Origin of the sequence: Lentibacillus cibarius, from assembly GCF_005887555.1 — a bacterium.
In the GTDB taxonomy this organism is placed as follows: Bacteria; Bacillota; Bacilli; order Bacillales; family Amphibacillaceae; genus Lentibacillus; species Lentibacillus cibarius.
Map to the genome: position 1 here is coordinate 1,200,349 of NZ_VCIA01000001.1, position 22,828 is coordinate 1,223,176.

Annotated in this window: 24 protein-coding genes and 1 tRNA gene; 7 read left to right on the forward strand and 18 right to left on the reverse strand. The window is 44.7% G+C overall.

Annotated features, from left to right (window positions below):
- On the reverse strand, positions 1 to 1,410 hold the full coding sequence (locus FFL34_RS05755; RefSeq protein WP_171046286.1) for an MDR family MFS transporter: 1,410 nt from the start codon (positions 1,408 to 1,410) through the stop codon (positions 1 to 3).
- A gap of 117 nt (positions 1,411 to 1,527) precedes the next feature.
- Between FFL34_RS05755 and FFL34_RS05760 the strand changes: the two genes are divergently transcribed.
- Positions 1,528 to 2,121 carry a ribosomal eL19 family protein gene (locus tag FFL34_RS05760; RefSeq protein WP_138602305.1) on the forward strand — a complete coding sequence of 198 codons (594 nt, stop codon included), beginning with the start codon at positions 1,528 to 1,530 and terminating at the stop codon, positions 2,119 to 2,121.
- Between the two features lie 210 nt (positions 2,122 to 2,331).
- Here FFL34_RS05760 and FFL34_RS05765 read toward each other — a convergent pair.
- The 7 genes from FFL34_RS05765 to FFL34_RS05795 all read right to left on the reverse strand — a co-directional run bounded on the left by FFL34_RS05765 (position 2,332) and on the right by FFL34_RS05795 (position 10,008).
- Positions 2,332 to 2,405: transfer RNA gene (locus tag FFL34_RS05765), tRNA-Pro, on the reverse strand.
- Positions 2,406 to 3,010: 605 nt separating this feature from the next.
- Complete coding sequence (locus FFL34_RS05770; protein ID WP_138602307.1) at positions 3,011 to 3,940, reverse strand: NADP-dependent oxidoreductase; 930 nt, start codon at positions 3,938 to 3,940, stop codon at positions 3,011 to 3,013.
- 225 nt (positions 3,941 to 4,165) lie between these two features.
- Positions 4,166 to 4,771, reverse strand: a complete 606-nt coding sequence (locus FFL34_RS05775) for a phosphatase PAP2 family protein (protein WP_138602309.1) — start codon at positions 4,769 to 4,771, stop codon at positions 4,166 to 4,168.
- A gap of 1,032 nt (positions 4,772 to 5,803) precedes the next feature.
- On the reverse strand, positions 5,804 to 6,994 hold the full coding sequence (locus FFL34_RS05780) for an FAD-dependent monooxygenase (protein WP_138602311.1): 1,191 nt from the start codon (positions 6,992 to 6,994) through the stop codon (positions 5,804 to 5,806).
- Positions 6,995 to 7,068: 74 nt separating this feature from the next.
- Complete coding sequence (locus FFL34_RS05785) at positions 7,069 to 8,184, reverse strand: FAD-dependent oxidoreductase (RefSeq protein ID WP_138602313.1); 1,116 nt, start codon at positions 8,182 to 8,184, stop codon at positions 7,069 to 7,071.
- A gap of 359 nt (positions 8,185 to 8,543) precedes the next feature.
- Positions 8,544 to 9,305 carry an SDR family NAD(P)-dependent oxidoreductase gene (locus FFL34_RS05790; RefSeq protein ID WP_138602315.1) on the reverse strand — a complete coding sequence of 254 codons (762 nt, stop codon included), beginning with the start codon at positions 9,303 to 9,305 and terminating at the stop codon, positions 8,544 to 8,546.
- 250 nt (positions 9,306 to 9,555) lie between these two features.
- On the reverse strand, positions 9,556 to 10,008 hold the full coding sequence (locus tag FFL34_RS05795) for a nucleoside deaminase (RefSeq protein ID WP_138602317.1): 453 nt from the start codon (positions 10,006 to 10,008) through the stop codon (positions 9,556 to 9,558).
- A gap of 245 nt (positions 10,009 to 10,253) precedes the next feature.
- On the opposite strand from FFL34_RS05795, the gene FFL34_RS05800 reads away from it, so the two are divergent.
- The 5 genes from FFL34_RS05800 to FFL34_RS18165 all read left to right on the forward strand — a co-directional run bounded on the left by FFL34_RS05800 (position 10,254) and on the right by FFL34_RS18165 (position 12,710).
- The gene (locus FFL34_RS05800) at positions 10,254 to 10,844 is read left to right on the forward strand and encodes a GbsR/MarR family transcriptional regulator (protein WP_138602319.1); all 591 of its coding nucleotides are present in this window, start codon (positions 10,254 to 10,256) and stop codon (positions 10,842 to 10,844) included.
- Positions 10,804 to 11,499 (forward strand): cysteine hydrolase family protein, encoded by a 696-nt coding sequence (locus FFL34_RS05805; RefSeq protein ID WP_138602321.1) that lies wholly within the window; start codon positions 10,804 to 10,806, stop codon positions 11,497 to 11,499. The genes FFL34_RS05800 and FFL34_RS05805 overlap by 41 nt, the downstream gene beginning before the upstream one ends.
- Positions 11,500 to 11,532: 33 nt before the next feature.
- Positions 11,533 to 11,769: a hypothetical protein gene (locus tag FFL34_RS05810; RefSeq protein ID WP_138602323.1), complete on the forward strand. Its 237-nt coding sequence runs from the start codon at positions 11,533 to 11,535 to the stop codon at positions 11,767 to 11,769.
- A gap of 20 nt (positions 11,770 to 11,789) precedes the next feature.
- The gene (locus FFL34_RS05815; RefSeq protein WP_138602325.1) at positions 11,790 to 12,464 is read left to right on the forward strand and encodes a glycine betaine ABC transporter substrate-binding protein; all 675 of its coding nucleotides are present in this window, start codon (positions 11,790 to 11,792) and stop codon (positions 12,462 to 12,464) included.
- Between the two features lie 69 nt (positions 12,465 to 12,533).
- Positions 12,534 to 12,710, forward strand: coding sequence for a hypothetical protein (locus FFL34_RS18165; RefSeq protein WP_176961153.1), 177 nt, complete (start codon positions 12,534 to 12,536; stop codon positions 12,708 to 12,710).
- Between the two features lie 187 nt (positions 12,711 to 12,897).
- On the opposite strand, the gene FFL34_RS05820 is transcribed toward FFL34_RS18165, so the two are convergent.
- Together FFL34_RS05820 and FFL34_RS05825 are read right to left on the reverse strand one after the other, a co-directional pair.
- Positions 12,898 to 13,194, reverse strand: coding sequence for a DUF3219 family protein (locus FFL34_RS05820; RefSeq protein WP_138602327.1), 297 nt, complete (start codon positions 13,192 to 13,194; stop codon positions 12,898 to 12,900).
- A 289-nt stretch (positions 13,195 to 13,483) separates the two neighbouring features.
- Positions 13,484 to 14,374: a LysR family transcriptional regulator gene (locus FFL34_RS05825; protein ID WP_138602329.1), complete on the reverse strand. Its 891-nt coding sequence runs from the start codon at positions 14,372 to 14,374 to the stop codon at positions 13,484 to 13,486.
- 166 nt (positions 14,375 to 14,540) lie between these two features.
- Here FFL34_RS05825 and FFL34_RS05830 point away from each other — a divergent pair, with 166 nt between their 5' ends.
- On the forward strand, positions 14,541 to 15,314 hold the full coding sequence (locus FFL34_RS05830; protein ID WP_138602331.1) for a sulfite exporter TauE/SafE family protein: 774 nt from the start codon (positions 14,541 to 14,543) through the stop codon (positions 15,312 to 15,314).
- Positions 15,315 to 15,372: 58 nt separating this feature from the next.
- Here FFL34_RS05830 and FFL34_RS05835 read toward each other — a convergent pair whose 3' ends face one another.
- The 8 genes from FFL34_RS05835 to FFL34_RS05870 form a co-directional block, all read right to left on the reverse strand.
- The gene (locus FFL34_RS05835) at positions 15,373 to 16,410 is read right to left on the reverse strand and encodes an ABC transporter substrate-binding protein (protein ID WP_138602333.1); all 1,038 of its coding nucleotides are present in this window, start codon (positions 16,408 to 16,410) and stop codon (positions 15,373 to 15,375) included.
- 107 nt (positions 16,411 to 16,517) lie between these two features.
- Positions 16,518 to 17,747 (reverse strand): NAD(P)/FAD-dependent oxidoreductase, encoded by a 1,230-nt coding sequence (locus FFL34_RS05840; RefSeq protein WP_138602335.1) that lies wholly within the window; start codon positions 17,745 to 17,747, stop codon positions 16,518 to 16,520.
- 1 nt (position 17,748) lies between these two features.
- On the reverse strand, positions 17,749 to 18,102 hold the full coding sequence (locus FFL34_RS05845; RefSeq protein ID WP_138602337.1) for a Rieske (2Fe-2S) protein: 354 nt from the start codon (positions 18,100 to 18,102) through the stop codon (positions 17,749 to 17,751).
- Between the two features lie 42 nt (positions 18,103 to 18,144).
- Positions 18,145 to 19,608, reverse strand: coding sequence for a betaine-aldehyde dehydrogenase (gene betB / locus FFL34_RS05850; protein WP_138602339.1), 1,464 nt, complete (start codon positions 19,606 to 19,608; stop codon positions 18,145 to 18,147).
- Between the two features lie 29 nt (positions 19,609 to 19,637).
- On the reverse strand, positions 19,638 to 19,994 hold the full coding sequence (locus FFL34_RS05855; protein WP_138602341.1) for a Rieske (2Fe-2S) protein: 357 nt from the start codon (positions 19,992 to 19,994) through the stop codon (positions 19,638 to 19,640).
- Positions 19,991 to 21,091, reverse strand: coding sequence for an amidohydrolase family protein (locus FFL34_RS05860; RefSeq protein ID WP_138602343.1), 1,101 nt, complete (start codon positions 21,089 to 21,091; stop codon positions 19,991 to 19,993). Before FFL34_RS05860 ends, FFL34_RS05855 begins: the two co-directional genes overlap by 4 nt.
- Positions 21,092 to 21,581: 490 nt before the next feature.
- A complete protein-coding gene (locus FFL34_RS05865) occupies positions 21,582 to 22,454 on the reverse strand; it encodes an IS3 family transposase (RefSeq protein WP_171046284.1) in 873 nt (290 codons plus the stop codon).
- Positions 22,451 to 22,747: a hypothetical protein gene (locus FFL34_RS05870; protein WP_138602247.1), complete on the reverse strand. Its 297-nt coding sequence runs from the start codon at positions 22,745 to 22,747 to the stop codon at positions 22,451 to 22,453. The genes FFL34_RS05865 and FFL34_RS05870 overlap by 4 nt, the downstream gene beginning before the upstream one ends.
- Between the last annotated feature and the right edge of the window lie 81 nt (positions 22,748 to 22,828).

A 22,828-nucleotide genomic window follows, 5' to 3' on the forward strand; every position in this document is an offset into this window, starting at 1 on the left:
TTATTTTCTGCCTCTAGCAGGCTGTTTGTCTTTTTTTAGAAAAAGGGAGAAAAGCAATCCTGTCACCGCAAACACAAAAGCAACGAAAAAGGCGGTTTTCACACCAAGCAAGTAAGCAGCGGGATTTATAGCTTCAGATCCGGATTCAACATTGCTGATAAACGAAATAATAAACGTTAAGCCGAGCGATCCTCCAAACTGTCGGGCTGTATTAACAACCGCCGTCCCGTGTGGAATCAAATCATCAGGCAACGCATTGATACCCGCAGTCATGATAGGCATATTAATTAATCCAACACCGGCCATGGCAAGCATGAATAAAACCATCGTGATAGCGAAAGGCGTATCGAGACCAAGGATAAAATGAAATCCGAGCGTACTTAAGCAAAGCAACATAAAACCGATAATCGCAATGATTTTACCGCCATATTTATCAAACAAATTTCCGGCAAACAACGACATGGCAGCAAGTGTCAACGCCCCGGGCATCACAATCAGGCCACCGAAAAAGGCTGATAATTGCTGGGCGTTCTGCACATACATCGGCAGCATCGTTTCAGTCGATATAAGTAAACTGAAAGCCAGGATTGAAATGAACGCAACCAGGGCGAAAACAGGTACTTTAAGCACACGGAGTTCCAGAATAGGTGTCGGAAGCCGCAGCTGTCGAATCGCAAATAAAGCCAGTGCCACCCCGCCTGCAATTAAGCTGGCTAGCGTTGCCGGGTCAGTTATTCCGCCCTCCTCTACTTGGTTGAAAGCATAAAGCAAGCCGCCGAAACCAATCGTCGACAATAAAATGGATAAGAAATCGATTTCTGTTTTTCGCTGTTCCGTAATATTGCGCATAAATAAGAAAACCAATAACAGAATACAGGCTGCAATCGGAAGGGTTACCAGGAACAAAGCACGCCAGTTAAAATAGTTAACCAACACACCGGATATAGGCGGACCAATTGCCGGCGCAACGTTAATCACAAGCCCTGCCAGCCCCATCGCAAACCCTCTTTTTTCCCTAGGATACATCAGAAACAAAATCGTCTGCATGAGTGGGATCATAATGCCGGAGCCCATTCCCTGGAAAACGCGCCCCACCAGCAAAATAGGAAAAGAAGGTGCCACCAGCCCGATTAAAGTACCCACCGCAAACAGGGACATGGCACCCATCATTAAATGTCGTGTTTTAAATGTATCAATAAAATAAGCCGTGATCGGGATGAGAACGGCAATCGTCAACATATAGACAGTTGTCAGCCACTGCACATCCGTTGAGTCAATGGCAAACTCCTCCATGATTTTTGGAAACGCCGTAATAAGCAGAAACTGCGTCAGAACAGATAAAAAAGATGCCGATAATGTAATCGCCACAATTAAACGTCTATGAAAACGTGATAGATTCATTGAATTCATCCACCTGCCCCCCTCTGCATAAAAAACTCTTATCATACCATACTACACGCCAAATGATGTAACTTCAATCAACTGCCTTTTCCATTCTTAGTCACTCTCCCTTACGTCACAGGGTCGATGTTTGCCCGTGAACCGTTGATATTCCTTGCTGATGTGTTGATGCTTGCCGCTAATCCGTCGATGTTGACTGCTAATCCGTTGATGGTTGCCGCTCTTCCGTCGATGTTGACTGCTAATCCGTCGATGGTTGCCGCTCATCCGTCGATGTTGACTGCTAATCCGTTGATGGTTGCCGTTAATCCGTCGATGTTGACTGCTAATCCGTTGATGGTTGCCGTTAATCCGTCGATGTTGACTGCTAATCCGTCGATGTTGACTGCTAATCCGTTGATGTTGACTGCTAATCCGTCGATGTTGACTGCTAATCCGTCGATGTTGACTGCTAATCCGTTGATGGTTGCCGTTAATCCGTCGATGTTGACTGCTCATCCGTTGATGTTGATTGCTAATCCGTTGATGGTTGCCGTTAATCCGTCGATGTTGACTGCTCATCCGTCGATGTTGACTGCTAATCCGTTGATGTTGACTGCTAATCCGTTGATGTTGACTGCTAATCCGTCGATGTTGACTGCTAATCCGTTGATGGTTGCCGTTAATCCGTCGATGTTCCTTGCTGATGTGTCGCTACAACCCTTAGCGCTGTCCGACTAAATACGGAACGTCTTGTGACGACGCCGGCGTTAGTAAGTCATGTGCGTCGCAAATTTATTTCGCGACGTCCTGTCGTAACACCTGTACTAGTACGCCGGAGCCGGATGTAGCTGAATTGGTACTTCAGTTGGCCTCAGTAACCAGAATCTATAAATTTCTACATAAAAAACTAAAAAACTTGAACCACAGTGGATTCAAGTTTTTTTCCTATCGGGATGACAGGAATTGAACCTGCGACCCCTAGCACCCCATGCTAGTGCTCTACCAAGCTGAGCTACATCCCGTCCAATCGACTATAAACATTATAGGAAAAATTAGATATGAAAACAATAGAGACGTTTTGAGATAAAAGTTTCATAGAAATGAGGTATGCGGTCGAAAGCGTTGGGCGGATCTCGTTTGAGTTCGGGCGAGCATCACTCGAGTTGGCGTGCGCGTCGCTCGAGTTCGGGTGCCTGTCTCTCAAGTGGGGCGGGCTGTCGCTCGAGTTGGCGTGCCTGTCGCTCGAGTTCGGGTGCGCGTCGCTCGAGTTCGGGTGCCTGTCGCTCGAGTTCGGGTGCGCGTCGCTCGAGTTGGCGTGTTTGTCGCTCGGGTTGGGGCGTGCGTCACTCAAATGGGGCGGGCTCTCACTCAAGTGCGACACACTGTCCTGTTCGGCTAGACGTACATCCCTGTTGAAATATCCTCAACCTATTACCTTGCCCATAATGGACGATTTTCGGCGGCGGCCGAAAATCATCTTTTGGATAGGTCAAACCCATCTCAGCTGTAAGAAAATTCACCCAATTCCGCCCTCCCATTTCCAAATGGACTTTGGGCGGATTTTAGGATGAGATTTAATTTTGGCGATTTATTTGGTATACACCATGTTTACTAAGACACAATCACCCTAGTGAACTTTCAGCACAATCTTTCCGCGCGCGTGACCGGTGGCACTCATGCGGTGACCTTCCTTCACATCTGACAAGTTCATTACGTGCTCGACAACCGGTTTGATTTTTTCCGATTCGAGTAGTTCGGCGATTTTCGCAAGCGTTTTTCCGTCTCTTCCCATCGATACTTGATAGGCGTTCACCTCATAGTCATTCGCCAATTGTTCATCCGGGGCCGTTGTTGTGGATGTGAGGCGTCCGCCTTTTTTCAGCACTTTGAAACTGCGGTTTTGAACGTCGCCTCCTAATGTATCCAGAACGATATCCACTGGGGAAAGCACATCTTCAAAATTCTCTTCTTCATAATTAATGACTTGATCGGCGCCAAGCTGCTTGAGGAAATCAACGTTTTTGCCGCTTCCGGTTGTCGCGACCCAGCAGCCATAAGCTTTGGCCAATTGGATAGCGAAACTGCCAACACCACCGGGTCCCCCTTGAATGAAGACGCGTTCACCTGCAGTCATTTTGGCCACATCCACAAGACACGTCCACGCCGTCAGCCCAACTAGTGGAATGGAAGCAGCCTCTTCAAATGTCAGATTGCGCGGCTTTTTCGCCACCATATTTTCATCAACCGCCACATATTCCGCATAGGTGCCGTTTCGCATCATATCCGGACTTGAATAGACTTCATCTCCAACCGAGAATTTGCTGACATCCGACCCAATCTTTTTTACGACACCTGCTGCATCCCAGCCAATAATCAGCGGAAATTCATAGGGAATCGCTTGCTGTAGATAGCCTTCACGTATTTGCCAATCAACCGGGTTGACCGAAGTTGCCTTAATTTCTATCAATATATCGTTCGGTTTCAGCTCAGGCTCATCAATTTCCGTATAGTTCAAGACATCCGCATGCCCATATTGTTCCATAACAATTGCTTTCATTTTATTCCATCCTTTCTTCAAGCTAATTGAAAAACAATTCCAAAAACTCCTAACTCCCAGTATAGCTATTTCCTATGAAGCATTCAAGTTTTTGAACTCGAGAAGGGATGGTTATCGAGTGGCGGTGCGTGTCGCTCGAATTCGAGTGCCTGTCGCTCGGGCCGCGCGACTTTTCCCATTTTCGCGCGAGTTCGCACGTCGCTCGAGTTGGGCTGCTTGTCACATCTAACCATTTGCCGCATCACGACTGCGGCTTTTTCTAGGTTGCAAACGAAAGATTTTTATACCGTAACGGGTTAGCGGATACAAAAATCTTGAACATCTTTTCATCAAAAGGCCTGACGCTACTCCAATAACAAGGCTTCCTAAAATATCTGTCGGCCAGTGAACACCGGTATAAACCCTTGAAAACATTACAAGAATAGCAAAGATCGTAAATGTTCGGCTGATCCATTTATTCTGTCCCCAGGCTGCTGACGCAAAGCCAACACTTCCCGATGCATGGTTACTAGGAAAAGATGCATCTCCTTGATGTGGTATCAATTGATTAAAACTATCCGGCGGTAACGTTACAAACGGGCGCTGACGAAACCAAATATGGATAATAATAAAATTAATTACAATAGCAAGGACACCGGAAAAAAAGGCGACAACCAGCGTGTGTCTGGATTGCGGCTTCGATCTTGGCAGCACAAACCAAAATAGTATAAAAAGGAGCCCATACACTTCAATAGCATGCTGGGAAATGAGCATCATTACATGGTCGATCCATGCTACATGTCCTGATAAGCTATTGATTGCATGATAGATTATTTTATCAAAAGCATTCACGTTTTGCTTCACCAGCTTTCTTATCTTAATTTTAAGACTTAATAAGTACCCTCTTATCTTGTAATTCGCTAGTCCATCTATTAAATTGACACGCTTTGACATTTTTATTGCCCAGGAAATATTTCAGCACACTATGTCACTTTATTGTTCAAAAATCCTCCCTTACACGACACTACATGACACTTTACCACAATAAGATTTTTCGTGCCTGCGGATGGGGGAGGGAAAAATAACAAGCATTCTATCTACCCGAATGAAGCTGGGGAGCCTGAGTCAGGATTAGTAACATGTTAAATGACCGTAAACAGCCACGACAAGAAACAAAATCATGCCCAAGCCCCATGATGAAATAAGTGGCCAATCATACGCCAAACCAATTGCCACCACGAAACAACTCAAACCATCCAAATCTTTCACCAATCACGTCGAGCATATCCACTAAACGATTCGAAACATAGGCAACACCTACAATACAAGATGCAGCAGTCCATCAGTGTTGTTTTCTCCCCCTACTAATTGTTAGTTGAACAAATTAGGAATAAGACGACCTCGTTAAGATGTGCTTAAACCCATTAATGACACTGTAATAGCCTCCCAAGCAAACACCCGGGAGCAATGGCAATCCATTTGAAATAGAACCACCTGTTAGATGAAAGTGATTGTTTCTTACCACAGAAATAATTCACTTACACTAACATTTTTGCATAAGGTGAATATATATCACCAAAGAAAAAGTGTCAAATGATTATGAAATGAACTCAATATTACAGATGTTTACGGTTGGAACGTTATTTTGCTTGCGGTATGGTTCTTTTTCATTTTTCGTGGGTTTTATTAATAGAGAAATGATCTTACTGGTGGGTCTTCAGGTTTGGCGGAACTACTTATGAGGTTATTGTTGTAAATAATTGCGCACACCAGTTCGCTTAATGTGGTAATAGGAACATCGGGGATTTTCACTCGAGCTGAGGGCGCGCCCCACCCGAGTTCCGCACCTTCATCCTGGGTGCATCACCTGCCATTTGCATTCACTTAAACAAAAACGTCAGCCTGCGAAAAAGCCACGATTTTGGAATAAATGGGAACACGGTATTTCGAAATACGAATCGGGATGCAAGCAAAATGGATGCAATATTCAATAAATGGGAACACGGTATTTCGAAATCCAATCAATAATGGATGCTGCCATTGCGCGGCTCGTCCGATTTGTCGCGAAAGCTTGATGACTTTTTTTGCTTTTTTTACACGTTTCGCATCATAACGTGACAAAGCCCTCGATATGGAGGTTTCCTCATTGATTGCGCGCATGAGTTCATAAGCATCTTCAATCGCTTGTCCAGCACCTTGGCCCATATTCGGTGTCGTCGCATGAGCCGCATCGCCCAATAAACATACACGTCCGTATACAAAGGAATCGAGCGGTTGCATATCATATATATCATGATGTAAAAAGAAAGCATCCTCGGTTTCACGGATCAACCGCTCTACCGTAGAAGAAAAATGCGCAAACAACCGCGCTGTCTTGCCTTTATCCAAACGCGCATAGTAGTGATCTCCCTCATCCGCATTGACACACGCAAACCAGTACACATTCCCGTCATGAAGCGGTGCCCACCCGAATCGACCATGTGCAGACCAAGCTTCCGACGATATGTGCGGCATAACATCACCCTTATTTTTCGTAATCCCACGCCAACACGTATAACCTGCGTAACGTGGCCGGCTGTCTGGTAATAACGTTTGGCGAAAAATCGAATGAATGCCATCCGCAGCAATAACGTAATCAACTTCATAAGTGGTGTTATCCTGGAAAGTAAGGGTGACATGATCGTCGTGTTGCACAAAGTCCGTTACCTGTTTATCAAAATGAAAATAATCCGGTTCGACCGCACGAAATAACGCTTCATGCAAATCCGCCCGATGAATCGTCACCGTCTCCTCACCAAAGCGCTTCTTTAATAGAGAAAAGTCAATCCGATTCATCACGTCTAGCTTGTCATTTAAAAACCGCTGTTCCTGAAGCGGCATTCCGACCTTTGCCACATCTTCCTTTACCCCCATTCGATCTAAGGCAAGCATCGCGTTACTGCCTAGTCCAAGGCCGGCACCGAGGGGCTTAAACGAACGGGCCCGCTCGAATACATGCACCTTTATCCCCAAGTTATGCAGACCTGCCGCTAATGCAAGTCCACCAATACCGCCGCCAATAATCGCTAGCGTCATCTAATCAACCTCCAGCGCGTTCGTTTCTATCACATAATGGATGAAGAAAATCGTGACGTAGCCATAACATCCCTTCATGAACGACCATAAGACATACCAAAGAATTGACCGGATTGAACCATTTGCCGGACTTTTTCTAAACGAGCCGACTCATACTTTTCCAACCCCTTCAACGCCGCATGTCCCTGTACACCTTTGGCAACACATTTGCCTAACTCGGCCGCATCATTTAACGATTCATTAAACCCACTGGCTGTGATGGGTGCAGGTACATGTCCGGCATCGCCAACCAAAGCAATGCGTCCTTTCACAAGTTGGTCGGGCACGTATTCTTTGATAGGAATTCCAGTAAGATCGCGTGTTTCAATCGCATGAAGTGTTGTGGATAGCCATGGCTCGGGCCATCTGACAGAAGCTTGTTCGGCCAGTTCATTCAGTGTCTGTTCCGGAATATCCGCTCCCTTAAGCGAATGCTTGACAACTGTTCCTTCTACACATCCGAGCTGACGTAACAAATCCGTTCGTGTGTTATCGTAAAACGTGCATCCAACTCGCCGATCCCCAGAACCTGAAGTACCATCCTTCTCGCGCATGACAGACCCGAAGAAAAAGCCACCATTAATGCCTTGGAGCATTGTAACCCCTGAATCATGATCATCAGGTCGAATATGTTCGGGTAAATCATTCTCATTTATAGCAGCAAACCACACCATGTACCCCGCAAACGTTGCATCCGGTTTGTGAGGTGCCACATGACGCCGAACCAGACTGCGGTGACCGTCCGCACCAACGACCATATCACCGCGAACCGTCTCTCCTGTATCCGTCACCACCCAGGCGGCGTCATCGTCCTGATCCACCATTTCAACACGCGTGTTAAAATGTATATCAATACTGGAGTAGGATTGGGCTTCTGTACGCAAACTAGACTCAATCGATGACCAAAGCTGTATCGACTTTTTCCCACCCGAAGCCAGCTTCCGTAATAATGTTGCCGTTTTTGTACGGTCAAATAGGCCGCCGTCCACTTGCAAACCAGCTCCAGTGGGTCGTTGTTCTCCGGCTTTTTCTAAAATCGTCACCTGCAGCCCAACGCGTGCAAGCGCAATGCCTGTCATCAATCCGGAAAGCGATGCACCGACAATAACAGCAGACCCGCCCGTACTAGGCTCCTCAGTTGGTCTTTTCACAAAATATCCCCCCAGTTTTTTAATAATGGCGTAACGTGTGCCAGATCCTTCATAACCCCTCTAATAATTGGCATGTCGAAAATGAGGGATGAAAGGATGCCCGTCATTCAATTATAGCAAATACGTAAGGGAACGGAAGAATGAAAGGTGCCTGTTGTCACTTCCCGAAATATGGGGTGGTATGATATACGAGGAATAGATGGTTAAATCGTGCCATTTGGCTGAGGTACACTTTTCTTTTACAATAAAAACACCACCTTGTTGCAGTGGTGTTTTTACAGAAAGTGACTGGCACCTAAGCCTTGCTTAAATTAAGGAATTATTTCTCCTTGTATAACTTTTCCCGTATCACGTATGCATTAAATAGCTGTCCAGCCGCCATCTACTTTTAATGTATCTCCAGTAATAAATCTACTGATATCTGAGGAAAGATATAACACTGCTCCGGCTACATCATCAGCATCAGCTAGTTTACCTAATGGAATTCTTTCATATACATCACGTTCAAAGGCTTTATCTTCAAACATGTTTTCTGTTAGCTCTGTCTTAATGAACGTTGGAGCGACAGCATTTACATTTAAATGATGTTCTGCCCATTCTACCGCAAGTGCTTTTGTTAATTGGACCATTCCCCCTTTACTAGAGCAATAAGATGCACGATTCCAATAACCGACAAATGCCATCTGTGAAGCAATGTTAACGATCTTACCACTTTCCTTGGGTATCATATATTCTGCAGCTTTTTGGCTACAAAAAAACGTCGCTTTTAAATTAGTATCGAGCACTTGGTCCCAATCTTGTTCGGTTATTTCAAGTGCGGGTTTTGTAATATTAATCCCAGCATTATTTACTAACACGTCCAACGCACCCATTCGATTGACAGCTTCATCAACCATTGCACTTACTTCATTCATATTTTTTAAGTCTGCTGAGATGTAAGAACACGCTGCATGATAATTCTTAAGTTCATTTGTAGCTTGAATTAGTGCCGATTCATTTCTCCCGACAATCACTACTTTGGAACCATGCTCTGCAAAAGCCAGGGCGATGCTTTTTCCTATCCCCTTACTTCCTCCTGTAACAATAACTGATTTATTTTTAAGGTCCGAAAAATATTTCATTACTTGAGATGGCTCCTTTCTGAATTCAGTCTTTACTCAAACTGGATTTTCGTAAAATCATAAACAAGATGGTAAATTCTCTCTTCACCATTCTACTAAAATAGTAAAAATATTGCTAAGAAACCGCTAAGGGGAGGTGGCTCTCGCTCGAGTTGGGGGGCACGTCGCTCGAGTGGCGGGGGCTTTCGCTCGAGTGCGGGGCGGGTCGCCTGACCGCAGCACTCTCACAAAGCCCCAAACCTTCCAAAAATTATTGCCGCTCATACCAAAGCTGCATTGGATTTTTCCGATCAGTTTGTAATGACACTTGCTCCATCAAAATGGATCGGTCAGCGTCGGATTTATTCATTTCTTTATAGATTTTTTCCCATTCATCCATTCCTACGCTGGTCATTTCTTCAATGGAGTTATAATAATAAACATTATCAATCCCCGCTGCATATATGGCTGTCAGACACATGGAACAAGGTTCGCCGCTTGTATACATAATGTACCCGGAAAAATCATTCGTCTGCAATTGGTCCTGTGCCTTCCGAATCGCCAAAATCTCCGCATGACCCGTTACATCATATGTTTTTTGTTCTCCCGCTGCTGCTTCTGAGACAGCTTTCCCGTCTTTAACAAGCACTGCGCCAAACGGGATGCGACCTTCGCGAACATTTTCCTCCGCCAGTTCGACTGCTCTATCCATGAATTGATCCATATTCATCCTTCCTTTCATTATTCTATTTTTACTTTATCCCATTTTATACAAATATTCCATTTATCATTCCCCCGCTAGTAAATGCGTGTCGCTCGAGTTGAGCCGCCTGTCGATCGAGTTAATACAATATATTTGAAATACAAATTTGACAGATTACCCTTTACTCTATATAATACAAACTATATTGTTCAATACATTCTATACATATTGAACAAATTGACTTTTGCTGAAGGGAGGCATGGTCGATGGACGAGAAAAATGATGACCTCCAGCGAATTGAAGCATCGCGGGACATTTTAAGTAGTGCTATTGCTCAAACCATGGTCATCTATGGTGTGACACCATCTGTCGGAAGAATTTACAGTACGCTCTATTTCGCGGATAGGCCTCTTAATCTTGATGAAATCAAAGACGAGGTGGCGATGAGCAAAGGAAGCGTAAGCACGGGGCTGCGCGAGTTGCTTGATACGGAAATGGTCATTAAGGTTTGGAAAAAAGGGGATCGAAAGGATCATTTTATTGCAGAAAAGGACTTTTTCCGAAATTTCTTCGCCTTTTTTGTAAAAATGTTGCGGCAAGAGCGGAATATTATCTCGCGGGCGAATGAACAAGTAGAAGACACACTACAGGAAATAGCAGCCAATGGGGAGTCAGAAGAAGCAAGAGAAATGGCTCAAAAAGATCTGGCCGATATACAGCAGACCAATATTTATTTTGATTGGACGCTAAGACTGGCTAATGCGCTGGAATCCGGCGATATATACAATTTTATCCCAAAACACAATCAAGAAGGTGATGACACTGGACACAACAAAAACAGCTCTAATCATAATTGACATGCAAAATGAAAGTCAGTTTGGTATTCATGGCGTCGATAACATAGTCGATTCGACCAGCAAGTTAATAGCCGAATGTCGCAAACACAACATCCCTATTATTTATACGCGGCAAATTAACCGCCTAGACGCGGTAGGATTATCCAAACAAGAACCCTTAAATCAAGATGACGAGCCTGTATTTTATCATAGTGGCACCGATGCAATCGACATCATCGACGCCATTCAACCAGAAAGCCATGATATTGTCATCGATAAATATCGCTGGAGCGGCTTTTACCAGACGGATTTAGATTTGATTTTAAGAAGCATGGGCATTAAACATATCATCCTGGGCGGTGTGGTTACCGACGGCTGTGTGATGACCTCCGTTTTCGACGCCTACTTCCGGGATTATCAAGTAAATCTGGTAAAAGACATTTGCGGCGCAACGAATGAAGGCGCGCACATGAGCTCAATTTTAACGATGGCCAATTGGATTTATAACCTCGCCATTTTTAATTCGTCCGAAATGATTAAAAAACTTTCCGGACAGACCTATACTTTCTGGGAATCGACATATCCGGACCAGTTACAATTCACACCGGAGAATTTGCGTGACGTTTTTGCCCGTCTCGACCAGGAAACACAACCTTCGCAACAGGGCGCGGATTAAGATACAAAAAAATTAGAGGAGGATAACCGCATAATGAAGAACATAAAATTTCTAGCATTTACTATACTTTTCATGCTTACTATGGTATTAGCAGCATGTGGCGGTAATGATGAAACATCAGAAAATAACTCAGGCGATAAGGCGGACGATGGTAAACTCGAATTAGGCCAAGAAGAGATCACCATCCCTTATGTCTCCTGGCCATCCGCTGTTGCCAGTTCAAACGTGATTAAGGTGCACTTGAAAAACAAGGATATGACGTTAATTTAAAACAAGTTAACTCCGGTGCCATGTATACAGGGATTGCTGATAAATCAGCTGACTCATCTGTATGTATATGGCTGCCAAATACAGACAAAGAGTATTGGAAAAAATATAAAGAGGACATAGAAATGCTTGGCCCCAATGTGGAGGGAACCCCACTCGGACTCGTCGTGCCAAAGTATATGGAAGATGTGAACTCAATCAAAGATTTAGCCAACAACACCAATTCGGTAGGAGATAAAACCGAATGGACCATTACCGGTATCGAGCCCGGCTCCGGTCAAATGGAAGTAACAAAAGAACAAGTCATGAAAGAATATGGATTAGATGATTGGACGTTACAAGCAAGTTCCTCCGCAGCCATGGCCACACAACTGGGTGAAGCTATCAAGAATGAGGAACCAATTGTTGTTACGCTCTGGTCACCGCATTGGTCTTTTTCAAAATGGGACTTGAAATACTTGGACGATCCGAAAAATGCATACGGCGATTCAGACGATATTAATACAGTCGTACGTCAAGGATTAAAAGAAGATGCACCAAGAGCCTATGAAATTCTCGATCAATTCGGATTAACCAAAGACCAACTAGCAAGCGTCATGGTTAAAATCAATAATGGCATGGACCCAGCAAAAGCCGCGCAAGAATGGGTAGATAATAACGAGGACATTGTTAACGAATGGTTTAAAAATGTAAAATAACCCTTTGGTAAAATTCGCCATAGGAGGCTTTAAGGCTTTCTATGGCGAATTTCTTTTTACGAATATTTAATGGTGGATTTTCGGCGGCTGCCGAAAATCATCTTTTTGGATATGGGTGTGCTGCTCGAGTTGGGGTGTGTGTCGCTCGAGTGGCGCGGACTGTCGCCCGAGTTGATGGTCGTATCGATCGATTTCCGCTCCACCTCGATCGAGTTCAGCCTCCTGTCGCTCGGGATGCGCGGTTGATAAATGGTAGATTTTCGGCGGTGGCGGAAAAACATCTTTTTGGATATGCGAATTTCGCTCGATTCGGCGTACCTGTCGATCAAGGACGTACGTGTCAAACGCATCTATTCACGAATTCTTTCTCAGCCATCCTCCTTTAGCGCAACGAGAAAGCACCATATAAGTCGGCCATTACAGGCTTCTAGCTTTACGATTCTTTTTCGGTCAGTTCGAGTTTAAAATCCCCAACGGCTCCCGGCTCGTATAAATTGGTGATGGACGTTGAATAGTTGGTAATGACTGCGGAAAATTCCAGATTCTTATCGGGAACCTTTACAATAAAATCATTCTCATATAATAAAGTTGTTACATCATGATACATGTCGTGCGTCACTTTAAAATCAAAATTTAATTTTGTCCGCAATTGTCCATTCTTCATGATCGATTCTGCCCGAACGTTAGACGCAATTAGCTCCATATCATTAATAATGATTGTTTGCTTCATGTGCTCACCTTCTTCCATTATATTCATCGTTTACCGTAACAAAAATAACTAATGGTTGCCACGTTTAGAATAATAATCCATTAGTGAAAAGATGAGTCGAATACAACTTCGAGTGGTAACAAGTATCTAACTTGTTGTTACTAGAATTAGACGCCTAATTAATAGTAGATTTTCGGCCCCTGCCGAAAATCATCTTTTAGATAGCGGGGGTGTTGGGGCGGGTGCGTCGCTCGAGTGCGGCGGGTTGTCGCTCGAGTTGAGGTGACTGTCGCTCGACCTGCTCCCCCCCTCACACCCCGCTCACACCATTCCCCCCCAACAAAAACGCTGCAAAATCCGTAACTATTTCCTTCTCATAACGCCTGTTTTTCTGAACCATCCAGAAGTCTCTTGTTAAATGAAAGTCCTTAATAGGGATCTCACGCAGGGTGTTGTATGCTAGTTCTTTTTGGACGGTTAATTTGGGTAGGATACTTGTGCCTAGTCCTTCTTCTACGGCACTTTTGCTGCCGAGTTCCATGGCGTTTTCTATTTTTTCCAGAACGTGATGTTGGTTTAATGATTCCTCCACAATTTGCCGAGTCCCTGATTCTTTCTCCCTCCAAATCATCTTTTCTTCTGGTATTTCATTTATTTGAATGGCTTCCCGATTTCCCCAGCGATGATTGGAAGCAGTGACTAAAATTAATTCATCATCGGCAAATTTCCTCTGTTTATAGACGTTCTCAGGAACAACACCTTCCACGAGTGCCATGTCAATAGCCTTCTTCTCCAATTTTTCGAGCATGAGTGGTGTATTTCCAATCGACAAATGAAATTGAACTAGGGGGTACGACTGTTTAAACTGGCGGATTAACGCAGGCAGCAAATATTCCCCAATGGTCAAACTGGCACCGACATATAAGGACGTTTCCCGTTTCCCGAGATGTTCCTGCATTTTTTCGTGCGCCTCTTGGTGAACGGCTAAAAGTTCCTTCGCATATGGGTAAAGAAGTTCTCCAGCTTTGGTTAATTTCAGCGCCCCTTCCTCTCGATCAAACAGGGTGGTTCCATAACTATCCTCAAGTTGTCGAATTTGTTTCGTTACTGCGGGTTGCGTTACATACCCGAGTTCTGCCGCCTTAGTAATGCTCCCCTTTTCAACCACACGGCAAAACATCCGGAAATTTTCAATATTCAATTCCTACCACCTCGTTCCTATCGTTCTCTCACCTGCGTACCATTCTATCACAACCAGACCGGCGTTCATTCCTTTTTGTTATAGGGGATAACATATACTGATTTCATTTATTTAGTAAACCATGAGAAGATGGAGAAAAGATAAACATAAGAAGGAGGCCATTTTAGTGGATATAGGCACTGGCATTTTGCTCCTTGTCATCGGGATTATTGCAGGGGGCTACGGTACGATTGTCGGGGCAGGCGGAGGGTTCATTTTTGTTCCGGCATTACTTATTTTATTAGATATAGATCCGGTGATTGCCGCTGGATCGGGATTAGTCATCGTTCTCATCAATTCACTCACTGGTGTCATCGGGTATGCCAAACAGAAACGAATTGACTATAGAATTGCCCTGACCATTGGCATCAGCGCCTTCCCGGGAGCATTGCTGGGTGTGTGGCTGTTGCGTGTCTATTCTTCTCAGTATTTTTACATTATTTTCGCAACCATCTTGGTCGGACTTGGTATCTTTCTGCTCAGCAAAAATGCACCGACTAAAAAGAAGAAAGCAGCATCCGACGAACCCACCAACAAACCAGCAGCTATCTATGATAAGTGGTTCGTCCCGCTTGGCCTGCTCATGGGCGTCTTGTCCAGCTATTTAGGAATCGGCGGCGGATGGCTGTTGGTACCGATCCTTGTGTACTTGTTTCAAGTGCCCACACACCAAGCAACCGCTACATCGCTTCTGTCACTATGTCTTTATTCGACAGTAGGCGTCATCACGCAAATCTATTATGGCAATATTGACTGGATGGCTGTGATCTTCGGAGGTACCGGTATCATTGTTGGAGCTAACTTAGGTGTTATTATTTCAAAGCGGCTTTCCGGCAGAGTGGTCATGCAAATGCTCTCTGTGCTGCTGATTATTATTGGAATCAGGATGTATTTTCAGTAGATAGGTGCCAGGCACTTATACAATTCAGAATTGTGTATGTGCCTGGCACTTAAAATGCTTATTTTATTGCTTTTTCCACTTCCTCTGCTACATCATCCGGAACCCATTCTGTCCAGATGTCAGTATGTTTGTTCATCCACCATGTGGCGGCTTCCTTGGCATTTGCGTCATTATCATTCATATAGACAAGCGCCTCATTGGTCAATTTGTTGCTAGTCTGATAGTTTTTAAGGACTTTGACAGCATCTGGGGCTGTTTCCGCTAATTCTGCATTTATGGCGATCGGTACATCTTGATCTGGAAATGCCGTGCCATAATTTTTCTCCCACGTTTCTTTATCATATTCCGGTTCCTCGAGAAGTGTCATATCGTATTTTCCTAACACCCAGCTTGGGGAATAGGCGTAACCAATCCAAGGTTCACCTGCTTCATAAGCTTTTGTCAGGGACACATTCAAGCCAGTGCCTGAGCCCGGATCTACATATTTAAAGGTATTAGAAAGGTTATATGTTTCCATTTTTTGCTCAAATGCTTTTGCCGCTCCCCACATAGACGGCGCACCGATAATTTCGCCTTTCTTATTAGAAGATTTCGCGAACACATCTTTATATTTCGGCAAATCGTTGATCGACTTCAAATCTGGTGCCATGGGCTCAATACCACGTTCCTCATCACCTTCAATCACATAAGTAGGGACAAAATAACCGCGCTTGGTATCACCAAAGTTAATGCCAACTTGTTTGACCTTTCCGTCGTCGAGTGCCTCATCATAGGCGTCACCCATCTTATCTCCCCATATTTCCATCGTTACATCAATATCGCCATTTTGCAGTCCTTTTAACCCAATAGACATGGATGCGGTGGTTACTTTGGTTTGATAATCATATCCTTCTTCCAAAATGGTCGCAGCGACTTGATTGTGGAAGCGAATACTGTTCCAGCCCAGATCAGAGAAGACAATCTTATCTTTCGTAGCCTGGCTTTCGTCACCTTCACTGTTAGCATTCGTTTCCGACCCACAGGCTGCTAGTAATATTACTGCAACAACACTTGTGAATAACAACATAGGTCTGAGCATTTTTATACATTTCATCATTAAAAAACATCATCCTTTGCTTCATTGAGTAGTTTTGTTTTCATATAGTTGGTTTTTTGCAAGTCCGATGGAAAGTAACACGTACGGGATTGATCCACGTGTATCACTCATACCAACATGCGTTGCACTTTTTTCAATGCCATACTTTCATCTGCCAAGGCTTCCGGATCGACGGCTTTTTGCTGCTGAATCATCCGTCTCGCAGGCAAGGCGTTTTTCGGTTGATTACAAATAAACGCGGCCTTGACGATATGCTGCTCATCTAAGTAAAAGTAAGTGAACGCATTCGCCTCGATTGATCCGCGTAAAACGGTTTGGGCCCATTCCTTTGCATGCCCGAAATATTGGAAACGGCTGCCGTGTTGATCCGACCAAAAGTACGGTGTATACGTATAGGGGGCCGATTGCGGCTGTAGTAAGTTTTTGGCGACCGTCTTGGCATGATTGACAGCATGATCCCAATGTTCCACATGAACAGGTATTCCGTTATACGGCCATGACGTACAGTCCCCCGCCGCATAAATATCAGGGACCGATGTTTCGCCATATTCATTGACAGTATAACCACCATCAATATGTATTTGTGGGTGCGAAACTTCCGTGTTCGGTGTCACCCCTACACCGATGATGACCGCTTGGCACGGAATTCGCCTCCCGCCGGCAGTCACTGCTTCTTCCACCATGGCGTCCCCGTTAAACTGCGTGACAGAATCATTTGTAATCACATTGACACCATTACTGCGGTGCAAATCCAGAAAATACTCCGATACTTGCCGGCCGACGACATTTTCCATCGGGTACGCGGATCTTTCCACGATGGTCACGTCGATTCCTAACTGTTTCAGCGAAGAAGCAAGTTCGGCTCCAATAAAACCAGCCCCGATAATAACGGCCTCTTTCACATGTTGCATATGTTGTTTCATCGCGATGGCATCGGCCATTTGTCGTAAGTAAAAAATGCCTTGAAGATCATCGCCCTCAATCGACAGTGTGCGCAGTTTCGATCCTGTCGCAAGCATGAGTTTGTCCCATGCATAGGAAGAACCATCTTTGGTATCGATGGTTTTACGAACGGGATCGATGGCTGTCACCTCCACACCGAGCTTCAAATCGATGTCCAATCGTTCATAGGTCTCAGGGTCTCGTAATAAAATATTTGCTTCATCCATTTCCCCGGTTATCCATTCCTTCGATAACGGCGGGCGGTCATAAGGCATCTGGCTGTCGCTATCTAGCAGCACAATCCGGCCTTGATAACCTTCTTTTCGCAAGCTTTCGGCGGCATGAACGCCCGCGATTCCCGCTCCAACAATGACTGTTGTATCTGCATCAGACATCTTATTCTCCCCCTTCATAGCGAACCCATACGGATCCGTCAGCCTCGATCGCTTCATAGACTTGCAGCGGGGTTTCCGCCGGTCCTTCCAGCACGGAACCGTCACGAATATCGAAACAGGCAAAATGCAATGGACACGTTAGACACGTTCCATCCAGATCACCGTCGACCAACTCAGCATACGCATGCGTGCATATCCCTTCCACGGCATAAACCTTTCCATCGCCCCGGCCGACAATGATTGTTTCATCACCTACCTCACATTCCATGAGGTCATCCTCTTCAAGTTCGGAACTTGAACATACGTAAATATAAGTGTCGTCTAAAGTGGGGTTTGCCCCTTCTGTATGTTCCATGGTTATCACCCTCGTGTTTTATTCTATATTGCTTAACCATCCCTAAAACCAATTAGCTGGCTCCGGTTTCAAGTTTCGGAAAATATGCTTCGTTTCCTGATATTCTTCCAGCCCTGTTTTGCCGAGTTCACGACCGATTCCGGACTGTTTAAAGCCACCCCATGGTGCTTGCGGGAAGTACAAGTTCACGTCGTTGATCCAAACTGTGCCCATCCGCATCTTGACCACACAACGTTGAGCTTTGGCAATATCGTTTGTGAAAACACCACCGGCAAGACCGTAAATGGAATCGTTAGCAAGGTGGATCGCTTCTTCTTCCGTCGCGAATGTTTCCACGGTAATCACCGGACCAAAGCCTTCATCCTGCACAACGCTCATGTCGGTCGTGCAATTCGTCAATACGGTCGGCAGGTAGAAAAAGCCATGCTGCAGTTCCGGATCGTCGGGCTTTTCGCCACCGACAGCAACCGTTGCCCCTTCTTTTTTTCCGTTCTCGACATAATCAACCACTTTTGCTAAATGTTCTTTAGATATGAGCGGGCCCATTTGCGTTGCTTCATCAAAACCGCTGCCAAGCTTGATTTTCTTCACGCGTTTAACGAGCTCCCTAACAAAATCATCATGCATGCTTTCCTCTACAATGAGGCGCGTGCCCGCTGAACAGATTTGCCCAGCATGGAAAAATACCGCATTCATCGCCTGGTCGACAGCGGTGTCAAAGTCGGCATCGGCAAAAATAATATTCGGATTTTTACCGCCCAGTTCCAATGCCAAATTTTTTACATTCGAACTGGCTGCCTGCATAATCCGTTTGCCTGTTTCGATGCCACCTGTAAACGAAATCAAATCCACATCGTCACTAGCCGATAACTTGGCACCGACGGAATTGCCGGAACCAAGCACGAGATTGACAACACCTGCTGGAACGCCAGCCTCTTCCATTAATTCGAATACTTTCACCGACGTAAGCGGCGTAATCTCGCTTGGCTTCATGACAAGTGTGTTACCTGCTGCCAGTGCCGGGGCCAATTTCCATGAAGCCTGCAATAATGGGTAGTTCCACGGTGTAATCTGCCCGCAGACGCCGACAGGTTCATGAACGACCCTGCTTGTGGCATTGGCAATAGGCGATGCAATGATTTCGCCGCCGTCTTTGTCCGCCATTTCCGCAAAGTAATGGAAAACACCGGCAATATCATCCATATCAACGCGACTTTCTTCAACGGTTTTACCGGTATCAAGTGATTCAAGCTCGGCTAATTCTTCACGGTCACGTTCAATTAATGTCGCAATGTCATGAACCTTTTTGCCGCGGTCACGAGCAGGCCAATGTGACCATTCTCCATGGTCAAAGGCCTCTCGAGCGGCTGCAATCGCCAATGTCGCATCCTTCTCATTGCCTTCTGCTACCGTTGCAATGACTTCTTGATTATAAGGATTAATAATTTCTCTTGTTTCTCCTGAACAGGCTTCAACCCATTCACCGTTCATAAACATCTTTTTCATACGTTCACCTCATGCATCCTCAGGCAGATTCATTTGTATAGAACTACATGTTCATCCTCAATTGTCACGTTGAAACTGCGTAATTTTTTTTCAGGTTCAGCTAGCATACAGCCGTCATTTTTGATGTCATATTCAAGCCCATGCCATGGACAGCGAAGAATTTCACCGTCTCTAATATATTCATAGTTTCCGTGAATATCCGTCCGTTTCGTATCGCCGCATAACGCACCTTCAGAAAGCGGTGCACCCTGATGCAGGCACCGATTGGCATAAGCGTAAAATTCACCGTCTTTTGTGCGGCAAACAACAACCGGAATTTTTCCTAATGACGCGCTTCTCATCTTGCCCGGCTCAATATCTTCTTTTTTACATACAACTTCTCTCATGTTAGAACACTCCCTTGCATTTGTGGCAATTTAGGGTAAGAAGCCCTCGCGTTTTCGGCGTAGATTTTTTCCTCTAACGTTTCACCAAGTTTAGGAAGTGCCTCAAGTGGTGAATCATAATCCCAATGCGGATAATCCGTTGCAAAACAGACCATATCTTCTGACCCCATTTGATCCATATACTGCATAAATTCTTTCTCGGTCATTTCTTCTACAGGCTGTGTTGTAAAACGAACATGCTCCTGCATGATGCGGCTCGGCATCCGTTTGACCCAAGGAATCTCATGACGAAGTTCCTTATACTGCTGATCCATCTTTTTCATCAAATGCGGGGCGTGCGTGAATCCGCCCTCGATCATAATAAGGCTCAAACCAGGGAATTTATCAAACACACCGTTAAACACCATGTTGGAAACTTCAATCATATGCGCCGTTGGTAACATCGTATGCCACTCGATAAAATAACGCGGCCAGCCTCCAAAATGCGTAGGTGGCTCATTATGATGCATACCAATCGATAAATTGTGCCGCTCAGCCGCTTCAAAAATCGGATGGTAATAGGGGTCTCCCCACGACCGGGTATCAATCGGAAGCAGGATTTGCACCATTTTCGGATGCGAGCCAACCCGTTCAATCTCACGAACCGCTTGCTGTGGATCCTGCGCCGCAATATGTACTGAACCATATAAACGGTCATCCTTTTCAAGCCAATTTTCAATCTGCCAATTGTTATAAGCAGTCGCTAAAGCAGCACCCATTTCGTACCAACCGTGCATAGATGACGGAGATGGATCCAAGGCTCCCGTTAAAATGCCATACTCATGCCCCTCCGCATCGAGTAATTGTTCTTGCATAAACGCGAGATCTGTTCCGGCAGCCCCACCATCTGGAGTTACAGCATCTGCCCGATCCACACCAGCAACCGTTGGCTGTGTATACGGCATGTGTTTTTCCTGTATCCAGTGGTTATCTGTTATATACCGCCTCCACGGATTATCTAAATAAGGGACAAGTTCTGCATAAGTCGCCCTTTCGTGAATATCGGTGTCGATGATACGACGCTGTTTCTTTCCTTTTTTAATTGATTTTTGCGCCATTTTTAAATTACTCCTTTTTTTCTTTTATAAAAGACTATTAAATTCCGTTGAACAACCTTACAAAACATTTCCATGCGCATGAACTAAAATATAGTTTACAAAAAGCGATTTAACCCTGACAAAGCCGATTTCAAGAACTGAGAAGCTTCAGTGACACTCAGTGAGCTTCAGTGAAGGTCAGTGAGCTTTTTTCTCCAAATTTGTTTTTTTACTACCAATATAGTGAAAAATAGCACTTTCATTGGTATGGCAGGGATTGAAGGGGTGTAGAGGAATATAGGTGGAATGTGTGTTTTATAGATGGTAGATTTTCGGTGGCTACCGAAAATCATCTTTTGTTGAGGGGGTTGTTGGGGTGGGTGCGTCGCTCGAGTTGCGCACCCTGTCGCTCGAGTGCGGGCGGCTGTCGCTCGAGTTGGGGTGCGCGTCGCTCGAGTTTGGGGGCATGAACATGACCCTGTCAAATAGACAGCATAAAAAACGTGCAGAATTATGCTGTTTTTAACCGATATTCGACTGGACTCATTTCCAGTTTGTTTTGTAGTCGATTATTGTTAAAATAGTGCATATAGGCGTCTATTGCGTTTTTAATGTCAACCAAAGTTTCCATCTTGTAGAAACAAGGTGCTTCTGTCTTGAAATGGCTGAAGAAATTTTCAACGCAAGCATTGTCCCAACAATTACCTCTACGGGACATGGATTGGGTGATGCCCATTTCCTTCAGACGCAGCTTATATCCGGGATTTGTGAACTGGATGCCCTGATCGCTATGCAGGATGGCACCTTTCTCAAATCCCCTTTTTTGTAATTTATTTAAGGCTTCATAGACCAGTTCAGTTGATTGATTGGTATCCATGGAATACGCTACGATTTCACTATTAAATAAATCCTTTATGGCGCATACATAAAGCCAGGGATGATGGCTTCCTTTAACCGGAACATATGTGATATCCACACCCATTTTAATGCCGGGCCTTAAAGCTTTAAAATCACGATCCAGAACATTCGGTATGTTCCCATAAGGCTGACGCCCGCCTTTTTTACGTTTTCTCCGGATTTGGCAACGTAAACCATATTTTTTCATCACGCGTGAGATACACTTTTCATTAACAATCATGTGATAGGAACGTTTAAATTCCTTTTTGATACGCTCACGTCCAAATGTTCCACCATGTTTTCGATAAATCTCTAAGATCTTCTGGTAAAGCTCCTCGTCTTTCTTGTCCTGTTCATAGCTTTCCTTACGGGATTTCCATCTGTAATAGCCAGAACGAGAAACAGAAGTAACGCCAACTAGTTTCGCTATTGGATACACGCCCTCATATTCTCGTATAAATTCAAATTCAGCCTGTTTACGCCTCACCTCCTTTGGAGATCCAATAACTTTTTTAAATACTTCACCTCTAATTTCAGAGACTCATTCTCTTCTTCAAGAGAACGCTCCCGGCCACGATGATGATCTTTCGTTTTGGCACCACGATGGTCCTTTAAGGCTTCATAACCGCCCTTCAGAACTTGATCACGCCATTCGTAAATGCGGTTACGATGCGTTAGGTCATATTCCTTTACCAATCGGCTGGAGGGGTACCCCTCCATAAACTTCTTAACAACATCCACCTTATCGTCATATGAATACTTTTTCAGTTTCTTCCCCATAAATCATCGCCTCCCCATAATCAAATTAACATATATGGTTGCACGATTTTAACGTTGTCTACTTTATGGGTACAATATCAT